This is a genomic window from Actinoplanes sp. NPDC051633 (genome assembly GCF_040681735.1).
Lineage (GTDB): Bacteria > Actinomycetota > Actinomycetes > Mycobacteriales > Micromonosporaceae > Actinoplanes.
The window spans coordinates 1-14,761 of record NZ_JBFAZH010000056.1; the positions used below are offsets into that span (position 1 = coordinate 1).

At 71.1% G+C, this 14,761-nt stretch carries 14 protein-coding genes; 6 read left to right on the forward strand and 8 right to left on the reverse strand.

Translation table 11 applies throughout. The features are described from left to right. Together AB0M20_RS05745 and AB0M20_RS05750 are read left to right on the forward strand one after the other, a co-directional pair. Nucleotides 1-2,310: FAD-dependent oxidoreductase (locus tag AB0M20_RS05745; protein ID WP_364294327.1), on the forward strand; the 2,310-nt coding region annotated here is incomplete at its 5' end. Nucleotides 2,311-2,321: 11 nt separating this feature from the next. Continuing rightward, nucleotides 2,322-3,422: an aromatic ring-hydroxylating dioxygenase subunit alpha gene (locus AB0M20_RS05750; protein ID WP_364294330.1), complete on the forward strand. Its 1,101-nt coding sequence runs from the start codon at nucleotides 2,322-2,324 to the stop codon at nucleotides 3,420-3,422. An 11-nt stretch (nucleotides 3,423-3,433) separates the two neighbouring features. Here the strand turns inward: AB0M20_RS05750 and AB0M20_RS05755 are convergent, their stop codons facing one another. Both AB0M20_RS05755 and AB0M20_RS05760 read right to left on the reverse strand, forming a co-directional pair. Beyond that, nucleotides 3,434-3,640 carry a hypothetical protein gene (locus tag AB0M20_RS05755; protein WP_364294333.1) on the reverse strand — a complete coding sequence of 69 codons (207 nt, stop codon included), beginning with the start codon at nucleotides 3,638-3,640 and terminating at the stop codon, nucleotides 3,434-3,436. 48 nt (nucleotides 3,641-3,688) lie between these two features. Further along, nucleotides 3,689-5,545 carry an AMP-binding protein gene (locus AB0M20_RS05760; RefSeq protein ID WP_364294336.1) on the reverse strand — a complete coding sequence of 619 codons (1,857 nt, stop codon included), beginning with the start codon at nucleotides 5,543-5,545 and terminating at the stop codon, nucleotides 3,689-3,691. 37 nt (nucleotides 5,546-5,582) lie between these two features. Between AB0M20_RS05760 and AB0M20_RS05765 the strand changes: the two genes are divergently transcribed. Continuing rightward, nucleotides 5,583-6,116, forward strand: coding sequence for a GNAT family N-acetyltransferase (locus tag AB0M20_RS05765; RefSeq protein ID WP_364294339.1), 534 nt, complete (start codon nucleotides 5,583-5,585; stop codon nucleotides 6,114-6,116). Here AB0M20_RS05765 and AB0M20_RS05770 read toward each other — a convergent pair. Beyond that, nucleotides 6,108-7,124: a LacI family DNA-binding transcriptional regulator gene (locus AB0M20_RS05770; protein WP_364294342.1), complete on the reverse strand. Its 1,017-nt coding sequence runs from the start codon at nucleotides 7,122-7,124 to the stop codon at nucleotides 6,108-6,110. The two genes, AB0M20_RS05765 and AB0M20_RS05770, sit on opposite strands and share 9 nt — an antisense overlap. Before the next feature lie 30 nt (nucleotides 7,125-7,154). On the opposite strand from AB0M20_RS05770, the gene AB0M20_RS05775 reads away from it, so the two are divergent. Beyond that, complete coding sequence (locus AB0M20_RS05775; RefSeq protein WP_364294345.1) at nucleotides 7,155-8,312, forward strand: MFS transporter; 1,158 nt, start codon at nucleotides 7,155-7,157, stop codon at nucleotides 8,310-8,312. A gap of 802 nt (nucleotides 8,313-9,114) precedes the next feature. On the opposite strand, the gene AB0M20_RS05780 is transcribed toward AB0M20_RS05775, so the two are convergent. The 4 genes from AB0M20_RS05780 to AB0M20_RS05795 are packed head-to-tail and all read right to left on the reverse strand — an operon-like array spanning nucleotide 9,115 to nucleotide 12,412. Further along, nucleotides 9,115-9,630, reverse strand: a complete 516-nt coding sequence (locus tag AB0M20_RS05780; protein WP_364294348.1) for a hypothetical protein — start codon at nucleotides 9,628-9,630, stop codon at nucleotides 9,115-9,117. A gap of 41 nt (nucleotides 9,631-9,671) precedes the next feature. Next, the gene (locus AB0M20_RS05785; RefSeq protein WP_364294351.1) at nucleotides 9,672-10,028 is read right to left on the reverse strand and encodes a DUF6204 family protein; all 357 of its coding nucleotides are present in this window, start codon (nucleotides 10,026-10,028) and stop codon (nucleotides 9,672-9,674) included. Nucleotides 10,029-10,045: 17 nt separating this feature from the next. Then, on the reverse strand, nucleotides 10,046-11,434 hold the full coding sequence (locus AB0M20_RS05790; RefSeq protein ID WP_364294354.1) for a glucose-6-phosphate dehydrogenase (NADP(+)): 1,389 nt from the start codon (nucleotides 11,432-11,434) through the stop codon (nucleotides 10,046-10,048). Nucleotides 11,435-11,464: 30 nt separating this feature from the next. Beyond that, nucleotides 11,465-12,412, reverse strand: a complete 948-nt coding sequence (locus AB0M20_RS05795) for a helix-turn-helix domain-containing protein (protein WP_364294357.1) — start codon at nucleotides 12,410-12,412, stop codon at nucleotides 11,465-11,467. 127 nt (nucleotides 12,413-12,539) lie between these two features. Here AB0M20_RS05795 and AB0M20_RS05800 point away from each other — a divergent pair, with 127 nt between their 5' ends. After that, on the forward strand, nucleotides 12,540-12,671 hold the full coding sequence (locus tag AB0M20_RS05800) for a hypothetical protein (RefSeq protein WP_364294360.1): 132 nt from the start codon (nucleotides 12,540-12,542) through the stop codon (nucleotides 12,669-12,671). A gap of 72 nt (nucleotides 12,672-12,743) precedes the next feature. Beyond that, nucleotides 12,744-13,373, forward strand: a complete 630-nt coding sequence (locus AB0M20_RS05805; RefSeq protein WP_364294363.1) for an ATP-dependent Clp protease proteolytic subunit — start codon at nucleotides 12,744-12,746, stop codon at nucleotides 13,371-13,373. A gap of 98 nt (nucleotides 13,374-13,471) precedes the next feature. On the opposite strand, the gene AB0M20_RS05810 is transcribed toward AB0M20_RS05805, so the two are convergent. After that, nucleotides 13,472-14,602, reverse strand: coding sequence for an ABC transporter substrate-binding protein (locus AB0M20_RS05810; RefSeq protein WP_364294366.1), 1,131 nt, complete (start codon nucleotides 14,600-14,602; stop codon nucleotides 13,472-13,474). Between the last annotated feature and the right edge of the window lie 159 nt (nucleotides 14,603-14,761).

A 14,761-nucleotide genomic window follows, 5' to 3' on the forward strand; every position in this document is an offset into this window, starting at 1 on the left:
GCGGGCATCGTCGGCTTCCCGCACGCCCACCAGTTTACCCAGCGCGGCTGCGACGACGTGACCGTGATCGAGCAGGGGCCGCTGTATTCCACCGGCGGCTCCAGCTCGCACGCGCCCGGCCTGGTGTTCCAGACCAACCCGTCACGGACGATGGCCCGCTTCGCCCGCTACACCGTCGAGAAGTACGTCGAGCTGGGCTGCTTCGACCAGGTCGGAAGCCTCGAGGTGGCGACCACGCCCGCCCGGGTCGCCGAGCTGTACCGTCGGCACGGCTTCGCGACGTCCTGGGGCATCTCCTCCGCCATCCTCGACGACTCCGCCTGCCGCGACCTGTATCCACTGCTCGGGGACTCGGTGCTGGCCGGGCTGCACGTGCCCACCGACGGGCTGGCGCGGGCGGTGGAGGCATCCTCTCTGCAAGCCGAGCGGGCTCGGTCCGTCGGCGCGCGATTTGTCCAACGGGAGCGGGTCGTCGAGATCCGCACCGCCGGCGGCGCGGTGACCGGGGTCCGGACCGACGTCTCGGAGTACCCGGCTGACATCGTCGTGAGCTGCGCCGGCTTCTGGGGACCGCAGATCGGCGCCATGGCCGGGGTCCACATTCCGTTGCTCCCGATGGCCCACCAGTACGCCCGGACGTCCACAGTGGCCGCGCCGCCCACCACGATCCTGCGGCACCAGGACCGTGACCTGTATTTTCGCGCCTACGACGACCACCTCGGCGTGGGCTCCTACCTCCACGACCCGATGCCGGTGGATCCGACCGGCTTCACCGACGGGATGCTCGACTTCACGCCCGACGACTTCGCCGAGTCGTGGAAGGCCGCCGGCGAGCTGCTGCCGGTGCTCGGCGAGGCGACCGTGGCGAGCGGCTTCAACGGCGTCTTCTCGTTCACCCCCGACGGATTCCCGCTGCTCGGCGAATCCCCCGCGGTGAAGGGCTTCTGGTCCGCCGAGGCGGTCTGGGTCACGCACTCGGCCGGGGCGGCCCGCGCGGTCGCCGAGTGGATCGTCGACGGCCGGCCGTCGCTGGACTTGCACGAGTGCGACCTCAACCGCTTTCACGAGTCGCAGCTCTCCCCCGCCTATGTCCGCGAGCGGTCGATGCGCAGCTTCGTCGAGGTCTACGACATCATCCACCCGCTGGACCCGCCGTCCGTGCGGAACCTGCGGGTCAGCCCGTTCCACGAGCGGCAGGTCGCGCTGGGCGCGGTGTTCGGCGAGGGCGCGGGCTGGGAGCGACCCCTGTGGTACGAGTCGAACGCCTTCTTCGAGGGCTTCGAACGGGACGAGTGGTCCCTCAAGCACTGGTCCCCCCGGGCGGCCACCGAGTCGGTCGCCACCCGGGAGAAGGTCGCGCTCTACGACATGACTCCGCTGATGCGGCTCGAGGTCACCGGCCCGGTGTCGTTCCTGCAGGGGCTGACCACGAACAACGTGGACCGGCCGGTGGGCACCGTCGTCTACACGCTGCTGCTCGATCACGCCGGGGGCATCCGGTCCGACATCACCGTCGCGCGGCTCGCCGAGGACCGGTTCCAGATCGGCGTCAACTCCCCGCTCGACCTGCACTGGCTGCGCCGGCACGCGCCGGCCGGAGTCATCGTGCGCGACATCACCGGCGGCACCTGCTGCGTCGGCGTGTGGGGACCGCGGGCGCGTGACCTGGTCGCGCCGCTGACCGACATCGACGTGTCGCATCAGGCCTTCGGGTATTTCAAGGCGCGGCAGGGGCACGTGGGCACGGTGCCGGTGACCATGCTGCGGGTGTCCTATGTGGGCGAGCTCGGGTGGGAGATCTACGCGAGCGCGGATCAGGGGCTCACGCTCTGGGACACGCTGTGGGCCGCGGGGCGCGAGCTGGGCGTGATCGCCGCCGGGCGGGCGGCGTTCAACAGCCTTCGGCTGGAGAAGGGCTACCGGCTCTGGGGTACGGACATGAGCGCCGAGGACGACCCGTACCAGAGCGGTCTCGGTTTCGCCGTGCGCTTGGACGCCGGTGACTTCGTCGGGAAGGGGGCCCTGCGGACCGACGAGCCGCCGGACCGGCGCCTGACCTGCCTGGTGCTGTCCCGCGTCGACCGGGTCCCGATGGGTCGCGAGCCGGTGCTCGTCGACGGGCGGACGATCGGACATGTGACCAGCGCCGCCTTCGGGCACACCGTCAGGGCTCCGATCGCCTACGCGTGGCTGCCGGCCGACCTGAAGGTGGGTGCGGAAGTGAAGATCCGGTACTTCGACCGATTGCTGAACGCCGTCGTTTCCGAGGAGCCCCTGGTGGACCCCAAGATGGAACGCATCCGGCGATAGGAGGCGACGCCATGACCTCGTTGATCCCCACGCTGGCCGGTCACTACTACACCGACTCCGCACTCTTCGCCGCCGAGCAGTCCACGGTGTTCGAGGCGATGTGGTTCTGCGTCGTCCGCGGCGAGGACATCGCCACGCCCGGCTCCTTCCGGACCGTCGACGTGGGCCGCGAGAGCATCCTGGTGACCCGGTCGTCGTGGGGTGCGGCCCGTGCCTTCCTCAACGTCTGCCGGCACCGTGGGGCGAGGCTCTGCGACGCCGCCGAGGGCGCGGTGAAACGTACCTTCCGCTGCATGTACCACGCCTGGGCGTACGACCTCGACGGCAAGCTGGTGGCCGCACCCAACCTGGTGAAGATGCCGGACGTCGACCGCGTCGAGTACGGCTTGCGCCGGGTGCACGTGCGCGAGTGGCTCGGCTACGTGTGGGTGTGCCTCGCGGACGAGCCGCCGTCGTTCGCCGACGATGTGATGGGCGCCTGCGTGGAACGGCTCGGTGACCTGGCGTCGATCGAGCGGTACCGGCTCGAGGACCTGACCGTCGGCCGCCGCATCCGCTACGACGTGGCGGCGAACTGGAAGCTGGTCATCGAGAACTTCATGGAGTGCTACCACTGCTCCACCATCCACCCCGAGCTGACCCACGTGCTGCCGGAGTTCGCCGGCGGCTACGCGGCGCAGTACTACGTCGGGCACGGCGCGGAGTTCGGGCCGGGCATCGAGGGTTTCACGGTCGACGGCAGCGCCGGTCAGTCCACGATCGGCACGATCGACGCGGCGCAGGACAGGCGCTACTACGCGATCACCATCAAGCCGCAGGTGTTCATCAACCTGGTGCCCGACCACGCGATCGTGCACCGGATGTTCCCCCTCGCCGCGGACCGCACGGTCATCGAGTGCGACTGGCTCTTCACCCCCGAGGTGGTCGCGTCGGGCGCCGACCTGGACCCGTCGGTCGAGCTGTTCGACCGGGTGAACCGCCAGGACTTCGAGGCCTGCGAACGCTGCCAGCCGGGGATGTCCTCCCGCGCGTACCGGGACGGCGGCGTCCTGGTCCCCAGCGAGCACCACATCGGCGCCTTCCACGACTGGATCCGCGCCCGGATCGGCTGATCAGGACGGCCTCACCGACGACGGGAGCGGGTCTGCCGCACGGCGGCGACCACGAACCACAGCACGGCCACCGGTAGCAGGAAGTAGAGGGCCGCGACGCCGAGCAGCAGGGCGACGTCGCGCCCGCCCTCGCCGGACGTGCGGTCGAGCAGCACCGCCGTCACCAGCAGCAGGACGGCCAGGCCGAGGGTGATCAGCGGCCCGCGGTAGAAGCGCATGCCGGGACGGTAGCCGTCGCTTGCGCGAAGATCCAGGCGCCCGACGGGTCAACCTCGCCGCAACACCGGCCGCAGGGTGTCGAGGACGCCCGGGTCCTCGATCGTGGACGGCACCGGCTCGTCCCGGCCGTCGGCGATCCCGCGCATCGTGCGCCGCAGGATCTTGCCCGACCGGGTCTTCGGCAGGCCGGGCACCACGTCGATCCGGCGCAGCGCGGCGACGGCGCCGATCTGCTCGCGCACCATCGCGACCAGTTCGGCGACGACCACGTCGGACGAGGTGGCGACGCCGCTCTTCAGCACCACCAGGCCGCGCGGGACCTGCCCCTTCAAGCCGTCCTCGACGCCGATGACCGCGCACTCGGCCACCGCCGGATGCGCGGCCAGCACCTCCTCCATCGCGCCGGTGGAGAGCCGGTGACCGGCCACGTTGATGACGTCGTCGGTGCGGCCCATCACGTAGAGGTAGCCGTCGGAGTCGAACCTGCCGCCGTCCCCGGTCAGATAGTTCCCGGGGTACGCGGACAGATAGGACCGCCGGTACCGCTCGTCGTCGCCCCACAGCGTGGGCAGGCACCCGGGCGGCAGCGGCAGCTCGATGACGATCGACCCGTCCACGCCCGGCGGAACGTCCTGGCCGGAGCCGTCGACCACGCGGACCCGATAGCCCGGGATCGGCACCGAGGGCGAGCCCGGCTTGGTCGGCAGCTCCTCGAGACCGCGCGGGCTGGCGGCGATGGGCCAGCCGGTCTCGGTCTGCCACCAGTTGTCGAGGACCGGGACGCCGAGTCGTTCGCCGGCCCAGGTGTAGGTCTCGGGGTCGAGCCGCTCGCCGGCCAGGAACAGGCGGCGCAGGCTGCTGAGGTCGTACCCATCGAGCAGTTTGCCGTCGGGGTCTTCCTTCTTGACCGCCCGGATGGCCGTGGGCGCGGTGAACATGACGTTGACGCGATGCTGGGCGATCACCCGCCAGAACGCGCCGGCGTCCGGGGTGCCGACGGGTTTGCCCTCGTAGAGGACGGTCGTCGCGCCGGTCAGCAACGGTGCGTAGACGATGTACGAATGGCCGACCACCCAGCCCACGTCGGAGGCGGCCCAGAAGACGTCGCCCGGCCCGGCCGCGAAGATCGCCTCCATCGACCAGCGCAGCGCCACCGCGTGACCGCCGTTGTCGCGGACGACGCCCTTCGGCTTCCCGGTCGTCCCCGAGGTGTAGAGGATGTAGAGCGGGTCGGTGGCGGCGACCGGCACACAGTCGGCCGGCTCGGCCCCGTCGATCGCCTGCTCCCAGGTCAGGTCGCCCGGCCGCAGCTCGGTGAACGGCATCTGCGGCCGCTGCAGGATGATCCGCGGCGTGTCGCCGGGCACCGCGTCGAGCATCGGCTGGTACGGCACGACCCGCGACGGCTCGAGCCCGCAGGAGCTGGCGACGATCACCTTGGGCCGGGCGTCGTCGACCCGCGCCGCCAACTCCTTCGCGCCGAAGCCGCCGAAGACCACCGAGTGCACCGCGCCGAGCCGCGCGCAGGCCAGCATCGCCACGACCGCCTCGGGCACCATCGCCATGTAGATGACGACGCGGTCCCCCTTGCCCACACCGAGCCTGCGCAGCGCGCCGGCGAAGACCGCCACCTCGTCGCGCAGCTCCCGATAGCTGTAGGTGCGGATCGTCCCGGTCAGCGGACTGTCGTGGATGAGGGCCGTCCGGTCGCTGTCGACGTGCCGGTCGAGCGCGTTGTAGCAGGTGTTGAGGGTGGCGTCCGGAAACCAGCGGAACAGCGGCGCGGCACTCTCGTCGAGGATGCGGCCGGGCGGCCTCTCCCAGTCGATCGCGGCGGCCGCGTCCCGCCAGAATCCGGCCGGGTCCTGCATGCTGCGGTCGTAGGCCGCCCGATATTCGCCCATGGGCTCATCGTGCCCCTGAAGCGTTAGGCTCGCCACCATGCTGATCAGGCTCGCCACCGAGGCTGACCTGCCTGCGCTGCTGCCGCTGATCGCGGCCGCGACGGCCGAGCTGCAGCAGCCGTTCCTCACGCCCGCGCAGATCGACTCGAGCCGGGCCATCATGGGTCTGGACACGCAGCTCATCGCCGACGGCACGTACTACGTGGTGCTGATCGGCGACGAGTTCGCGGGGTGCGGTGGCTGGAGCCGGCGGGCGACGCTCTACGGCGGCGACCACTCGTCGGGCCGCGACGCGGCGCTGCTGGACCCGTCGCGCGACCCGGCCCGCATCCGCGCGATGTACACCCACCCGGCATACACCCGCCGCGGCGTCGGCCGTCTGGTCCTGCGGACCTGCGAGGAGGCGGCGGCCGCCGAGGGATTCGAGGTTCTGGAGCTGATGGGTACGATGGCCGGCCGCCCACTGTACGAGGCCGCCGGCTATCGGGTGATCGAGCAGCTCACCGACGCCACCGGAGGCGCGGAGGTCCCGCTGGTCCGCATGCGCAAGACCGTCCGCCGGTCAGCCTGAGGTCGACGACCGCCGTACCACCCGCCACGCGTCGCGGTAATCCGGCGCCGCATCTCCCAGCGCCGCCGCCGCGCACGCCGCGCCCTGCTCGCGCAGCGACTGGGCCACCGTCGTGAGATCGTGCTCCCGCGCGAGATCCGAGTCGTTCCAGCCGCTGATCCGCACCGAGTCGCCGGTCTCGCGCAGGGCAACGACCGCCAGCCGGTCGCCCATCGCGGCGATCGCGTCGAGATCGGGCGCCGCCGTCAGCAACTGACGCACGACCGTCCTGGCCTCGCCCTCGTCGTCGGTGCGGCACACGCCGACGGGCACCCCCGCCCAGTCGATGCCGAGGTCGCGGGCGGCGTCGCGGTAACCGGCCAGCCGGTCCCGGGTCACCGGATAGGCGACGGTCGCGGGATCGATCCCCGGCCGCACAAAGATCTCCCGGTCGCGGTCGACGGGGAAGCTCAGCACCGCCGGGCGGCGGGCGCCCGCGCACACCTCGGCGCCCACCGCGCGCGCCGCCCGGCGGTTGTCGATGCTGATCAGCGTGGTGCCGTCCCGCCGCGGGCCGCCGTGGACGACGACGGGCCGGCGGGTGCTGCAGGCGCCGTCCAGCACCGGGTCGTCGTCGGTGGTGGTCCACACGACGTAGGCGTCGACCGCCGCGGCGACCACCCGCTCGCGGTCCGCCGCGCCCACGCCGGTCGGCACGATGAGCAGCCCGTATCCGCGTTCCGCGCAGACCTCGGCGACGCCGGCGAGGAAGGAGACGGCCGGCGGATCGTCGAACGCGTACGTGAGGTGCTCGCCCAGCACGACGCCGAGGGTGCGGGTGGCGCCGTAGCGCAGGGACCGCGCGCTGGGGTCCGGCCCGGCATACCCGAGTTCGGCCGCGGTCCGCAGCACCCGGTCGCGACTCTCGGCGGACACCCGCTCCGGCCGGTTGTAGGTGTACGACACCGTCATCGGCGACACCCCGGCGGCGCGCGCCACGTCGGTCATGGTCACCCGCTTCGATTGCACTACCGGAGCATAGCTGTGTAGCGTTACACAATGCTTAGCCGCGCCGCCTACCTCGCGTCCGCCGCCTTCGGCGCGTTCTGGGGCACCTGGGGTTCGGCCGTGCCCCGCGTCCGCGACCAGGCCGGTCTCGACGACGGCCGGCTCGGCACCGCGCTGCTGTTCATCAGCGCCGGCGCCCTGCCCGCGATGCTGCTGACCGGCCGGGCGCTCGACCGCTGGGGCCTGCGCCTGACCGGGCCCCTGGTGGCCGCACTGGGCGGCGCCGGGGTCGCCCTGGCGATCACCGCGGACGGGCTGGTCAGCCTGTGCGCCGGCCTCACCGTCGTCGGCATCACCAGCGGCGCCGCCGACGTCGCCCTGAACTCGGTCGGTGGCCGCGCCGAGCAGCGCTCCGGCCGGCCGGTCATCACCAGAGCCGCCGCGACGTTCTCCAGCGCGGTCGTCGTGTCCAGCCTCGGCACCGGCGGCGCCTACGCCCTCGGCGCGCCCACGTGGGGACCGTTCGCGGCCGTGCTGCTGCTGTCGGTCCTGGCCGCCGTGGCGATCCGGCGCGCGCTGCCCGCCGAAGCCCCGGACCGGGAGCCGGCCGCCACCGGCCCCCGCGCGCCGGTCGTCCCGCTGCTGCTCGTGGGCGCGCTCGGCGCGCTGGCGTTCGCCAGCGAGAACGCCCACCAGAGCTGGGGCGCCGTCTTCATGCAGGACATCCTGAACGCCGGCCCGGGCCTGAGCGCGGTCGCCCCGGCCGCCTTCGCCGCGGTGGTGGCCCTGACCCGGTACGCGGCCAGCAAGCTGGACCCAGCCCGCGCGAGGCTGGTCCTGGTGACCGGGGCCCTGACGGCGGCGGCCGGCGCGACGGTCCTGTCCCGGGCCGGCTCCGTGCCGACGGCCCTGGCCGGGCTCGTCCTCGCCGCGGCGGGCACGGCGGCCCTGTTCCCGACCTTGCTGAGCATCGTCTCGCGCAACGTGGCCGAGTCCGCCCGCGGCCGGGCGACCGCCGTCGTGACGGTCGTGTCCTACCTGGGCTTCCTGGTGGGGCCGGTCTACGTCGGCCTGTGGTCGTCGGCGGCGGGGCTGCGCGGTGCGATGCTCGCGGTGGCGGCGCTGGGCGTCGTCCTGGCCGCCCTGACCTTCCCCTTGCTGGCGATGAGCCGCTACGCGATCGCGGAGCCCAGTCGATCGACTTCGTGAGAAGTCGCACCACAGTGGGTGGTGCGGACCGTCGTTCCCACCGAGGCCGGTCGCCGCCCTGCGCTGCGCGGGCAACGCCACCGCGTACCACTCCGGCGGGTCCGAAGTGGTAGCCCACCCACGTATCCAGCCCTCGCAAAGGTGGCTGGCCTACCACTCCGAGGGTCGAGACCACAGTGGTAGCCCACCTACGCGTCCAGCCCCCGCAAAGGACGCTGACCTACCACTACCCGCTCGCGCCGCCGGGTCCAGACCCGAAGTGGTAGCCGACCCACGTATCCAGCCCCCGCAAAGGACGCTGACCTACCACTTTCGCCGGCACCGGCCCGGCGGAGGCCCACAGTGGTAGCCCACCCACGCTGTTGAGCCTCGCAAAGGTGGCTGGGCTACCACTCCCACGCACGCGCCCACGGCCGTTTCCCAGACCTCGCACAGGTCGCCGAGCACCGCCCGCGCCCTCGGGTCGAGACCCACAGTGGTAGCCCACATACGCATCCAGCCCCGCAAAGGCCGCTGACCTACCACTCCCCGCTCGCGCCGCCGGGTCGAGACCCGAAGTGGTAGCCCACATACGCATCCGGCCCCCGCAAAGGCCGCTGGGCTACCACTTCTCGCTTGTCCGGCCGGAGCCGGCGCGGTTGCGGCGCAGCCGCCCTCGAGCGCTGACGGGCCGCGCGCCCCCGCGGGTGGGTGGGCACCCTGCGCGAAGGGGCCGCCACCTCCCCCACCCCGGCACTGGGTGGGTCGGAGACTACGCCGGCGGGCTGACGGTTTTTGGTCGTTGTCCACAGGCGGGCCGCGGTCAGGCCCGGGCCGGGGCGCCCTCGCGGCGGCGCAGAGCCAGCGGGGCCAGGCCGGCGCCGACCAGCACGGCCGCCAGCGGCAGCAGGTCCAGGCTGATCGGGATCGCCACGAAGCCCAGCAGGACCAGCAGCGGGCTCCAGGCCGGCACCCGGCGCGCCACCGCCTCGCGGACCAGCAGGGTCAGCAGGCCCAGCTGGAACAGCACCGGGCCGACCATCTGCAGCATCGACGGCAGCGCCGGCCACGAGTCGAAGATGTCTCCCGTGATGACCCACAGGAAGCAGGCCGCCCCGAAGACCGTGGCCGCCTCGGCGACTGTCGTCATCACGCCCGGGTGCCGGCGGCGCACCGTCTCGCCCAGCACCGCGAAGAGCACGATGGCGAAGAAGAACGCGACGTGGCCGGCGTCCCAGAGCCAGCTGTTGCCCCGGTCACCGTCTAGGCCGTCGAAGTAGCGGGTCACGCCGTAGAAGAGCATCAGCGCGGGGGCCACCAGGGCTGCGAATTTCGTCATGCCCGGAGCCTGTAACACCGGCGGCCCCAGACAGATCAGGGTCAGCCCCGGAGATGACCCTCATTCAAGCGGCGGCCCTTGGCGCCCAGCGGGACCTCGGACATGTCGACGGCCTGCGAGGTCACGTTCTTGTAGCCGTACCCGCGCTCGTCGAACCAGGCCATCGCGTCCAGCTCGGCCTGCGCCGCCGCGTCGGGGATGTCCTTCTCCTCCGCCACCTCGGCCAGGAAGCGGAACGTGAAGAACGGCCGGGCCGCCACGTCGTAGGCCAGGTGCCCTTCGGGCGTGTAGACGGTGTGCAGGAAGTCGTGGTCGGCCTGGGCGGCGAGCAGCTCGGCGCGCTGCGACTCGGTGAGGCCGTTGAAGGCGCCGCGTACGGTGATCCGGATGTTGCGCATGCCGCGAAGGTAGAGCGTCACTCGCCGAGCAGCCACCCATATGGCGCGGCCAGCTTCTTGGCGCGGGCAGGACCCCACGACCCCGGCTGGTACGACGCGACCCGCGGCCGGTTGGCCAGCAGCGGCCCGGCCACCTTCCACACCGCCGCCAGCCCGTCCGGCCGGGTGAACAGTGACCGGTCCCCGATCAGCACGTCGTGAATCAGCCGCACGTACGGCGGCAGCGGCTCGGCGTCGGGCAGGTCGGCCAGCGGCAGGCGCACCGATGCCACGTCGAGTTCGAGGGCCACGCCCGGCTTCTTGGCGAGCAGCACCATGTCGATCTCGCCGTCGCCGGCCAGCGAGAAGGACAGCACGTTCGACACGTCGGGCAGCTTCCCGAACGGCCCGTCCGGCGTACGCAGCACCAGGCTGACCCGCTGCGCGCTCTGCGCCATCCGCTTGCCGGTGCGCAGCAGGAACGGCACGCCGCGCCACCGCGGGTTGTCGATCCACAGCTTCGCCGCGACGTACGTGTCGGTCCGCGACCGCGCCTTGATCCCGTCGACGTCGCGGTAGCCGGCGAACTGCCCGAGCACCACCTCGTCGGGGTCGAGCGGGCGGAACTTCTTGATCACCCGCTCGCGGGCGGCTTGCAGATCCGCCGCCCCGAACGACGCCGGCTGCTCCATCGCCACCTCGGCGGCCACCTGGAAGAGGTGCGTGACCAGCATGTCGAGCACCGCGCCGGTCGCGTCGTAGAACTCGGCACGGTCGGCGATGTCGAGTGTCTCCGGCACGTCGATCTGCACCGCCGCGATGTGGTCGCGGTGCCACAACGCGCCGATCATCTCGTTGGCGAACCGCAGCACGTGCAGCTCCTGGGTCGCCTCCTTGCCGAGGAAGTGGTCGATCCGATAGACCTGCTCCTCGCTCAGCACCGAGTGGACGAGCCGGTCGAGGCGCCGGAACTCCTCGGGCGACGTGCCGAACGGCTTCTCGTAGACCACGCGCGCGCCGTCCACCAGCCCGTGCGTACCCAAAGCTTTGGTCGTCTCGGGGAAGGCGACGGGCGGCACCGCCAGGTAGTGCACCAGCTGGGCGTCCTTGCCCACCGCCGCGCGCGCCTCCTCGATCACCTCGAGCAGGCTGCCCGGGTCATGCGACTGGAAGCCACCGCCGGCGAACCGCAGCCGGGCGGCGAACGCCGTCCACACGTCGTCTTTGAGGTCGGGCCCGAACTCCTCGAGCGAGGCCCGGACGCGTCCGCGGAAGTCCTCGTGCGAGACGTCGCCGCGGCCGTTGCCCACCAGGATCCAGTCCTGCGGCAGCAGCCCCTCGGCCGCGAGCGTGTAGAACGCGGGCAGCACCATCCGCTTGGCGAGGTCGCCGGTCGCACCGAAGAGCACGAACACCGTGGGAGTCATGTCCGCCAGCATTTCCCGCGAATCGCCCGCTCACACGGGTTGTGATCGGAAAGTCCCCCGGTAGGCCTGCGGCGTCGTGCGCATCCGGTGCGCGAAGTGGTGCCGCAGGGTGGCGGCGCTGCCGAAACCGGCCCGCGACGCGATGGTGTCCACGCCGAGGTCGGAGTCCTCCAGCAGGCGCCGGGCCAGCAGCAGGCGCTGGCCGGTGAGCCAGTCGTGCGGGGTGGCGCCGGTCTCGGAGCGGAACTTGCGGGCGAACGTACGCGGGGCCATGTGCGCCATCTCGGCCATCGTGTCGACGGTGTGCGGGTCGTCGAGCGTCTCGAGCACCCGGGCGAGCACCGGCTGCAGTGTGTCGCACTCGACGACCGGCATCGGCGTCTCGATGAACTGTGCCTGCCCGCCCTCGCGGTGCGGCGGGACGACCATGCGCCGGGCCAGCGTGTTGGCCACCGCGGAGCCGTGCTCCTGCCGGATCAGGTGCAGCCCGGCGTCCACGCTCGCGGCGGTGCCGGCGCTGGTCAGGATGTTCTCGTCCTGGACGTAGAGGACGTCGGCGTCGACCTTGGCCGCCGGGAACCGCTCGGCGAGTTCCTCGGTGTGCAGCCAGTGGGTGGTGCAGCGCTTGTCGTCGAGCAGGCCGGCGTAGCCCAGCGCGAAGGCGCCGGTGCACACGCTCATCACCCAGGAGCCGCGCTCGTTCGCCCGCCGCAGCGCCTGGAGCACCTCGTCGGGCGGCGCCTCGTGGGAGTTGTAGGGCACGACCACGACCAGGTCGGCGTCGTCGACCGGCGCGAGGTCGTGGTCGGGGACGATGGTGAAACCGGCATGGGTACGCACGGGAGCGCCGCCGGGCGTGCAGAGCGAGTACTCGTATTTCGGCAGGCCGTCGCGCTCATAGCCGAACAGCTCACAGACCACGCCGAGCTCGAACATCGCCACATCGTCGAGGGCGATCACGGCCACCTTCTGCAACATGCGGCCAAGCCTAATCGAGGTTGGCAGGATTTTGTAGGGGTGTGGCATTACTGCCACTGTTCCGGTGCTCCCGATCGGCGCATGCTGATGGACAACAGCAGCTCAGGAAGCCAAAGGGATGGTTGTCATGGCACTCGCGGTTCTCGCCTTCTTCATCGTCATCGCGCTCGTCTCCGCGCTCGGGTTCGTCGCGGACAGCCGGGACAGCGCCGACTGGAAGCCCTCATTCGACGGCGCGCGCGCCGGTAACTGGCATTAACTCCGCTCAGGGCGAACACGCTCAGGGCGAACAGGCGGGCCGATCACCGGCCCGCCTGGCTACGTTTTAGCGATGAACGCCGAGAGCAGATACGTAGTGCCGCAGTTCACCGAGCGCACCTCGTACGGGACCACGTCGAAGGACCCGTACACCAAGATGTTCGAGGACCGGATCATCTTCCTCGGCGTGCAGGTCGACGACACGTCCGCCAACGACGTGATGGCGCAGCTGCTCACCCTGGAGGGCATCGATCCCGACCGGGACATCACCATCTACATCAACTCGCCGGGTGGGTCGTACACGGCGATGACCGCCATCTACGACACCATGCGTTACGTGCGGCCGGACATCACGACGGTGTGCCTGGGCCAGGCGGCGTCCGCGGCGGCCATCCTGCTGGCCGGCGGCACCAAGGGCAAGCGGCTCGCGCTGCCCAACTCCCGCATCATGATCCACCAGCCGGCGCTGGGCGGCGCGATCCAGGGCCAGGGCACCGACCTGGAGATCCAGGCCCGCGAGATCTTGCGGATGCGGTCCCAGATGGAGGAGCTGCTGGCCGAGGACACCGGTCAGCCGCTGGACAAGGTGAAGCGTGACATCGACCGCGACAAGATCATGACGGCCGAGGAGGCCAAGGACTACGGCCTGGTCGACGTGGTCCTGCCGAGCCGCAAGAAGAGCCTGGCGACCACGAGCGCGTAGCGGCGGAGAACGACATTGCTGGACGGGCGGGGGCGGCACGGTCCCCGCCCGTCATCGCATTCGCTGCTCAGGCCATCCGTTGCTCAGGCCATCCGCGGTCAGGCGCCGCCGGCGGTCAGGGTCACCGTCTGCGGCTGGAAGGCCGTGCCGTTGATGTCGATGCCCGCGGCCTTCGCCTGGTCCTGGGCCTGCTTGATGTAGTCGTTGGTGTAGGCCAGGCCTTCCGGCTGCTTGGTCAGCACCGAGTCGCCGGTCTGGTTCTTGGTGTTCAGCGAGATGTCGACGGTCTGCTTCCAGACCGCCTCGTCGATCGTGCCGATGCCGGCCGGCGACGGCCAGATCAGCTTGCTCGTCTCGTTCATCTGCCACAGCTGGTGGCTCTTGCCGAGCTTGGAACCCTTGGCCACCACCAGGTCACGGCACTTCTCCGCGTTGTCGCGGCAGAACGCCCAGCCCTTGATCGTGCCGACCAGGAACTTCACGGTCTGCTGCTGGTACGCCGGGTCGTTGAGCTTCTCGGTGTTCGCCCACACCGCGTCCTGCAGCATCGACGTGCCGGCCTCCTTCCAGTCGATGATCTGGAAGTCGTCGGCGGTGTAGAGCTTCTTGGTCGCCGGGTTGGTGGCCTCGAGCAGCTGCGCGTACTCGTTGTAGCTCATCGCCTGGGCGGCGTCGATCTCCTTCTTGAGCAGCGCCTGCATGTCGAACTGCTGCTGCACCAGCGTGACGTCCTTGCCGGGGTCGAGCCCGGCCTTGGTCATCCCGGCGAACAGCTCGAACTCGTTGCCGAAGCCCCAGTTGCCGATCTTCTTGCCCTTGAAGTCGGCGGCCGAGGTGATCCCGCTGTCCTTCCAGGCGACCTGGTACGTGCCGCTGCGAGCGAAGATCTGTCCGACGTCGGTGATGCCGGCGCCCTGCTCGCGGGAGGCCAGCGCCTTGGGCACCCAGGCGACCGCGTAGTCGGCCTTGCCCTGAGCGAGCACGGTCTGCGGGACGATGTCGACGCCGCCCTCGAGCAGCTGGACGTCGAGCCCCTGTTCCTTGTAGAAGCCCTGGTCGACGGCGGCGATGTAGCCGGCGAACTGGGCCTGGTAGAACCACTGCAGCTGCAGCTTCACGGGGGCGAGGGCACCCCCGCTGCCGCCGGGTGCGGGCGTCGTCGGGGTGTCGGCGGTGCCGCACGCGGCGAGCACGAGGAGTGAGGCCAGGAATATTCGACTCTTACGCATGCCGCGCTCCTAGGAGATAAGTCTGGTTTGCCAGGGCATCGCGAGGCGCTCGACGATGAGCGTCGTGAGATAGAAGACGAGTCCGAGAAGGCAGGCGCCGACCACGAAGGCCCAGGCACGGGGGTAGGCGGTGAACGCGGCCGCGGAGGTGATCCGGGC